The organism is Burkholderia sp. B10, assembly GCF_004368385.1.
Classification (GTDB): Bacteria; Pseudomonadota; Gammaproteobacteria; order Burkholderiales; family Burkholderiaceae; genus Burkholderia; species Burkholderia vietnamiensis.
The window spans coordinates 1-5,259 of sequence record NZ_PQMX01000140.1 but is presented as its reverse complement, the minus strand read 5'-3'; the positions used below and the strand labels follow the sequence as shown (position 1 = coordinate 5,259).

3 protein-coding genes and 3 pseudogenes are annotated in these 5,259 nt (G+C 57.5%); 2 read left to right on the top strand and 4 right to left on the bottom strand.

Annotated elements, in window-relative coordinates; all coding sequences use genetic code 11:
* Positions 1 to 129: 129 nt before the first annotated feature.
* Positions 130 to 680: pseudogene (locus C3Y15_RS30985) on the bottom strand (transposase); the annotation flags it as partial.
* A 65-nt stretch (positions 681 to 745) separates the two neighbouring features.
* On the opposite strand from C3Y15_RS30985, the pseudogene C3Y15_RS30980 reads away from it, so the two are divergent.
* A pseudogene (locus C3Y15_RS30980) lies at positions 746 to 931 on the top strand (arsenical-resistance protein); the annotation flags it as partial.
* A gap of 526 nt (positions 932 to 1,457) precedes the next feature.
* Here C3Y15_RS30980 and C3Y15_RS30975 read toward each other — a convergent pair.
* Both C3Y15_RS30975 and C3Y15_RS30970 read right to left on the bottom strand, forming a co-directional pair.
* Positions 1,458 to 1,880: a DUF3331 domain-containing protein gene (locus tag C3Y15_RS30975; protein WP_081054688.1), complete on the bottom strand. Its 423-nt coding sequence runs from the start codon at positions 1,878 to 1,880 to the stop codon at positions 1,458 to 1,460.
* 90 nt (positions 1,881 to 1,970) lie between these two features.
* Positions 1,971 to 3,044, bottom strand: coding sequence for a VIT1/CCC1 transporter family protein (locus C3Y15_RS30970; RefSeq protein ID WP_124260314.1), 1,074 nt, complete (start codon positions 3,042 to 3,044; stop codon positions 1,971 to 1,973).
* 733 nt (positions 3,045 to 3,777) lie between these two features.
* Here C3Y15_RS30970 and C3Y15_RS30965 point away from each other — a divergent pair.
* A complete protein-coding gene (locus tag C3Y15_RS30965; RefSeq protein WP_081054689.1) occupies positions 3,778 to 4,131 on the top strand; it encodes a BON domain-containing protein in 354 nt (117 codons plus the stop codon).
* A 141-nt stretch (positions 4,132 to 4,272) separates the two neighbouring features.
* Here C3Y15_RS30965 and C3Y15_RS30960 read toward each other — a convergent pair.
* A pseudogene (locus C3Y15_RS30960) lies at positions 4,273 to 4,404 on the bottom strand (PAAR domain-containing protein); the annotation flags it as partial.
* Positions 4,405 to 5,259: the final 855 nt, after the last annotated feature.

Here is a 5,259-nt window from a genome sequence, read left to right as displayed (position 1 = left end):
CCAACGTCCTGGAGCCCGAACTCGACCAGAACTGACAAGGAAATCTACAATCGACACTGCGCAACGCCCAAGCCAGCCGAATCGGTCACGTTCCCGAAATCGGCGGTCACGTTCGCCGAAATACGCATCCATCAAGCGGCTGACCTTGAAGCGGCCAATCGCCGTACCTTCCTCGCGCATCATGCCCATGATGCTGCGACTGCCAGCAGAGCTTCGACTCTCGATGAACAGCTCGTGTACCCGGCTACGCAGTGCCATGCGCTCGGCATCAACGCGTCGGGCTCGCCCTCGGTGGGCATACAGGCAGGACCGCGACACGTCGAATACCGCGCAGATCAGCTCGACCGATTCGCTCGCGCCAATCTGATCAATTACTTCGTACGTTCGATGCCTTCCGACATCAAGAGCGCGGTAGCCTTTTTTAAAATGGCCTTCTCACGCTCGAGGCGTTCGATACGCGCCTCGAGTTCCTGAATACGCTGTTGATCCGGCGTGATTGCCTTGCCCTGCGGCGTGACGCCCTGGCGTTCCATCTGAAGCTGCTGCACCCAGCGGCGCAGCACCGTCTCGCCGACGCCGACCGAGCGGCTTGCTTCCATATGGCTATAGCCCTGGTCGAGCACCAGACAGGCGGCTTGCTGTTTGAACTCTGGGGAAAACGTACGTCGTTGCTTGCTCATCAGACACCTCTTCATAGCGACCATTCTCGCCTAAATCAGTGTCCGGATTCATTAGACCACTACAGTGCCCCTCCTCATTGATCAGCGCCTCCAATTTCTTCGAACTGGCGGTCGCGGCGGCCATCAGCCTGTTCAGTTTCAAATCTGACGCTGCGCTGGCCACGGTGGTTGGTGTGCTGATCGAGGTGCCGATGATACTGGTGGTCGTGAAAATCGTGAATGCGCCAAACGGCTGGTATGAGCGCACCTGACTGCATGATGCGCCGCGCGAGCGTCGCGGATATCGACGCCATCCGGGCGCGGCTCGAAGCGTGCCGGTTGCACACCAGCGATCTGCCTGCGTCCAACATCGATGGACCTCATCTCGCCGCCCACGGCGCGATGATCGTAGGGTTGCCGCGCCCGAGCAGGCCCGCGATGGGCGCTCGCACTCGCGGACGAACCGCACGGAGCTGCCAGGGTCTTCAGCGTCCCTGTGCAATTAAGACCAAGCTCAAGCGTGGGTACGGTCGCTTCCATCCGTGAAGCGGACGCTGGGGCGGCCATGGACGCTCGTTGGCGAATGGCACCTAATGATTGCACCATAACCCCGCGTGTCCACCACCGGCCTACTTGGCTTAGGTCAAAAACGGTACTGTTCGAATTGCGCGTCGCTTTATGTGTCTGAATTAGGCTAGCGTCACTGAGGCTGCCGGAGCATACAGTCGACTGACGATAAAATCGTTCGCAGACTTCAGCGCTGCGAGCCGACCCAGATTTGGAGGCTCTGGCGGAAGGCTACGCTTTGCTAGCGTGGATAAATTTCGGTGCAGCTTCCTCGATTATCATCGCACCAGCATTAAGTGGCCGCGGGCGGCAAAATGGCATGAATACGGTCGAGCCGATCTGAATTTCTCGGCCACTGAGAACACATTGCCCATGTTTATTCGCTACCCGCAATTTCCAAATCTGCTCAAGGTAGACACATCTTCGAGCGTCGCTCCACGAAACTAACAGCGTTCTCTGAGACGGCCGGTCAACAATCTTTACCACTCGCACTACATCGTATGTGACTGATCCACCCGTGTTGAATCGGTCGGTCCCACCAAGGTCCTTGTCTACTACCGGACCTACCGACGTAAAACAGTCCACGTCGTTCTGTCTGTCAAGGTTCGCGATGATTTTCGCCCAAGCGTCACGCTTTTGACAGACATATCCCATGCTCTGCGCTCCTGTCGATATTAGGAAAAATACCACAACTTTTCGATCGTAGGATTTGAAGCGCGCACCGCTCCGGTGGCCTGTAGGGCGTCACGACATCGACACCCCAAGCAGCGCGCCGACACCATACGTGAAGCCGGCGGCAACGCAACCAATCACGATCTGGCGGATTACCGAAAACCACGGGGAACGGCCATTGAGCAGCGAGGTCACTGCACCGATCACGGTCAAGCAAAGCACGCTGAGTGAAGCACTGATTCCGATGCCCACCAATCCGTGGGACCAGAAAAACGGTACAGCTGGAAAAATCGCTCCGAGTGCAAACAAACCGAACGACGTGCCAGCGGCACGCCAGGGATTCCCGCCCAGCTCCTCCGGGTCAAGGCCCAGCTCTTCCCGCGTGAGGGTATCGAGCGCCTTGTCACGATTGCGCATCATTTCCTCCGCCACTCGATGCGCATCATCTCTGTCGAGACCCTTAGCTTGATAGATAAGCGCGAGTTCTCGCAATTCCGCTTTTGGCCTCCGCTCGAGTTCTTCGCTTTCCCGCGCGATCTGGGTTTGCGCGAGCTCGCGCGCGTTCGTGACCGATAACCATTCTCCAAGCGCCATTGAACATGCGCCAGCAATGAGCCCAGCCAGTCCCGTCAGAAGGATTGTCTTGTTGGAGGCGCCGGCTCCAGCAACGCCCATGATGAGGCAAAAATTCGACACGAGACCGTCGTTGGCACCGAGGACCGCCGCTCGCAAATCGTTACCTGACGCGCCACGATGCCATGACTCCGCGCGCGCGATATCGGAACCTTTCACGCCACCCGAAGGGTTGCTCCGCGCGACGGCGGCGACGACCGCCGCGTGTGTGGATTCGTCAGCGGAGAGTGCCCCCGCATCGGTCTGCCTGGCATATTTGTCGCGGTCGGCGAACTCCGAGGCGGCGAGCGCCGGCAGTACAAAGCGCGGACCGAAGCTGCGTATAAGCATACGCAATGCCCTGGTTTTGAATGTCGGCCTCGTGGTCGCTACATCGACACCCCGGTGCTGTAGCTTGGCGCGCCATATTTCCGCGTGTTCATGTTCGGCCGCGGCCAATTGCATAAATACGTCGCGGCGCAATGGGTCTGGTTCCGCGGCGGCAAGCGCTTCATATAGCGCGGCTCCGTCCATCTCGTCCCGCAGGTTGGTTCGAAGCCTATTGATGTCTGATTTGTTGGACGATCGCATGGCTGAACGCGCTCCACAGAGTGATTGGACAATAGCAGGACAATGCTCAATGACGGAATGACGTGAATTCCGGAATACTTGTCCCGATCATATTAACCTCCTCGGCTACCGTAAATTAAGGTCCGAAGATGTCCACGCAAGGGGGCGGTCCACAATCTGCATCCGAGATCGCTCCCGCGGGAGCGATCTCCGTCGATCTCTTTGCGTCAAATCAATCGTATCCCGTAAGCGACGTGCACAATCATCCGTGCATTCACGCAGGGAGGCTATGAACTGGTACTACACGGTCGAGAAGGAATTAGCGCGTGTGAGAAATGCGATTCAAGTTCTCGATCTAGGGCGAGGGCAGTTCCCGCCAGGATTAGAAGTCTGCGAGCCAAGGTATGGGGGCAAAAGGATCTCAACCTGTGATCGGTTTGTTGTAGTTGCAACGAATACTTGAGCAGCGTTGTTCATGGAGCTCTTACCCTCAGTCGGCCTCAGCAGGCGAAATTCCTGACAGGTGTCGGCGTGCCTGAATGTGCGCATCCGCCGAGGAAGAGTTGATAATTTGATTGCCAGACATCGTGACCACTGCTCGTCAAAGTTTGGCCCCATTTTCCGCCGCACTTTGATCGACAATCGATCATTTCGAGTTTCTCCCACCCAGTTTTTCCACCCACCCGAAGGACTAGAGATGAAATCCTTGAAAACCTACGTTGCCGCAGCGACCGCCATCAGCGCCATTGCTGCGATCGTGCCTGTTGTTCAGGCACAAGAGACGACCGCGGCACCTTCAGCAACAGCTCCCTCTGGTTCGGCTATTAGAGCAGCAAATAAGGATTTGGCGAAACGAGTTCAGAAGACGTTGTACAAACAAAAGGGCTTGGAGTCCACTGATGTTCATGCCGTCGCTCGTAGCGGCAAGATTACGCTAGTAGGAATGGCTCCGGACCAAGCGCAGATCGATCTCGCAGGGAAAGTTGCCGAGAGTGTTCCTGGCGTTACGTCGGTCAAAAACAATTTGACCGTGGACGAAAAAGGACGTTAATGGTTGAGTCCAACCGCATCCTTTGACTGCATTGGCGCGCCCTGACAACACGAATGCTATGTTCTCAACGGCGACGCCATTGCCTGGGGAATTCCGCCGCCAATGCCGCCAGCGGCGCCGAAACCTGCTCGACATGTCCAGAGACTCTTGCGATCCGATCAGCGACGCGCCGCACGCCGTCTTGTCGCCTTCTGTCGCAACCGGGCGGCCATCGAAGGTCATGCTTTTCACCTTGACGTCGACGATGAGATAGACGCCGCCGCATTTCGGACAACGACATGGCGCGCGGATTGGTGGCGCCCTGTGCCGCGGCGCTCATTGACAGCTCGTAAAGCTCGATGCTTCGCAGAATGTCGCGCTCGAGCGCGGTCACGAGCTGGCGTGCGTGTCTCACTTCGCCATCGTAGGCGTCTTCGCGAGCTTCGAGCAGCATCGCGGAAAGAACCAGCATGTGCACAGCCACAGCAACCCCGTGCAACCGATGACCCCAAGGGGCGTCAGAACCATGGACGCCGCCGCCCGTAAGCTGCGGGTTGCGAACTTCAAATATCGGGACACCGATTTCTTTTTGATCTGCCAGGTGGAGCGGTAACGGGCGCAAATTTCAGCGCCCGCGCCGCATCATAGCAAAAGACGCGCAAGGATTGATTTGAGTCAAACACAAGCGAGAATAGTAATTGACGCGCGCGATGAGTTGATGCATCCAATCTCATTGCTTTTTGCCGCGCAGGACGGGCCTCCGCCGGTGTCGCAGTGGACCGGCCAGCCTTTCGTGGAGTAATCGTCCGATTCGTGCAAAATCTGGTGGTCAGTCGCCGTAACCCCTTATCCCACAAGGCTCCGCGCCCCTGCGACATCTTTTCAACACGCGATTTTGCAAACATTTGAACAGAAATGCATGTCTGATCAAAAGCGCCAGAATATGCACGAAAGCTACGAATACCCATTTCCCGATCGCCCCCAAACCGTCCCGACCGGGGCACGACGAACCGGCATGGGCCCTTGCCAAGGCGAGCGCGGCTTTTTAGTATCCGGAAAGCAGGCGTCGGGGCCCGGCGCACCAAAAATGCAGCGAGGCGACCGATGCACCGGCGAACAACAGCCCCCTACCTGATCGTGGCAATCGGC

Excerpts from the sequence above, each read along its gene's own strand:
- C3Y15_RS30965 (WP_081054689.1), top strand. The coding sequence starts at position 3,778 with ATGAAATCCTTGAAAACCTACGTTGCCGCAGCGACCGCCATCAGCGCC.
- C3Y15_RS30975 (WP_081054688.1), bottom strand. The coding sequence starts at position 1,880 with ATGGGATATGTCTGTCAAAAGCGTGACGCTTGGGCGAAAATCATCGCG.
- C3Y15_RS30970 (WP_124260314.1), bottom strand. The coding sequence starts at position 3,044 with ATGGACGGAGCCGCGCTATATGAAGCGCTTGCCGCCGCGGAACCAGAC.